The sequence below is a fragment of the Dysgonomonas sp. HGC4 genome, assembly GCF_001261715.1.
In the GTDB taxonomy this organism is placed as follows: domain Bacteria; phylum Bacteroidota; class Bacteroidia; order Bacteroidales; family Dysgonomonadaceae; genus Dysgonomonas_A.
This window is the reverse complement of record NZ_CVRU01000165.1, coordinates 1-1,258: the sequence shown is the minus strand read 5'-3', so window position 1 is coordinate 1,258 and position 1,258 is coordinate 1. Positions and strand designations below refer to the sequence as shown.

The 1,258-nt window shown below is 34.3% G+C and carries 1 protein-coding gene; it reads right to left on the bottom strand.

The features are described from left to right. Window positions 1-180 precede the first annotated feature (180 nt). On the bottom strand, window positions 181-1,203 hold the full coding sequence (gene fbp / locus HGC4_RS16250; protein WP_050711196.1) for a class 1 fructose-bisphosphatase: 1,023 nt from the start codon (window positions 1,201-1,203) through the stop codon (window positions 181-183). Window positions 1,204-1,258: the final 55 nt, after the last annotated feature.

Here is a 1,258-nt window from a genome sequence, read left to right as displayed (position 1 = left end):
AAATTCATTTCTTGTTTCATTATGATATTTGCAAAGTTATAAAAAATTTATAATTAACAAACCATTTCAAATAATTTTTGAGAAAATAATACTATTAAAGGTATCATGTCTGTCTATTGCTTTAGTAAGTGTAAGTAGAAGAGTCTATTATTTCTTAGGAATAAAACAACAAATGGTTCATTACTCTGTCTTTTCTTCTTCGTTTGCAATAAATTCTTCTATCTTGTCTACCATACTTTTACTTCCACAATAGAAAGGTGTACGCTGATGAAGTTCCGTAGGCGTTAGTTCTAGAATACGTCTTTTACCATCAGAGGCACGCCCACCGGCTTGTTCTGTAATAAAAGCCATAGGGTTACACTCATACAATAGACGTAGCTTACCTTTAGGTGTTTTCAAAGTAGATGGATATAGGTATACCCCCCCCCTAATGAGATTACGATGACAGTCAGAAACTAAACTTCCTATGTAGCGTGATGTATAAGGGCGGTTCTCCTTTTCTTCCTGACAATACTTTATATAGTTTTTAATCCCTTGCGGAAAATGTACATAATTACCTTCGTTCACCGAATATACATTACCATCCTCAGGACATCTCATGTTAGGATGTGACAAATAAAAACTGCCAATAGCAGAGTTTAGAGTGAAACCATTAACACCTGCACCTGTTGTGTAAACAATCATTGTAGAAGTTCCATAAAGGATATATCCTGCTGCGGCCTGATTTACTCCCGGTTGTAGAAAGTCTTCCATAGTAACGGGTGTACCAACGGGAGAAATTCGATGATAAACAGAAAAAATAGTTCCCACCGAAACATTAACATCAATATTTGAAGATCCATCAAGAGGATCCATCAAAACAACATACTTGTTATTATGAGATTGATCTAACCCTTGAATAGTTATAAAATTATCATTTTCCTCAGATGCTATTCCGCAAACAATTTCTCGGTTGACTAGTGTTTCCACAAATACATTATGAGCATACAAATCGAGCTTCTGCTGATCTTCACCCTGTATATTTGTAGTTCCTACTGCACCAATAATGTCTATTAGACCGGCTTTTCTTACTTTGTAGCTTACTACTCTAGCTGCTAATAGTATAGAGTTAAGAAGGCGAGATAATTCTCCTGTTGAATATTGAAAGTCGTCTTGTCTTTCAATAATAAACTCATCCAAAGTTTTTCTGGTATTACTTTTCATAGGCTTATGTGCTTTGTAATTATATAAATACTATTGATATATATAATGCTTTAAT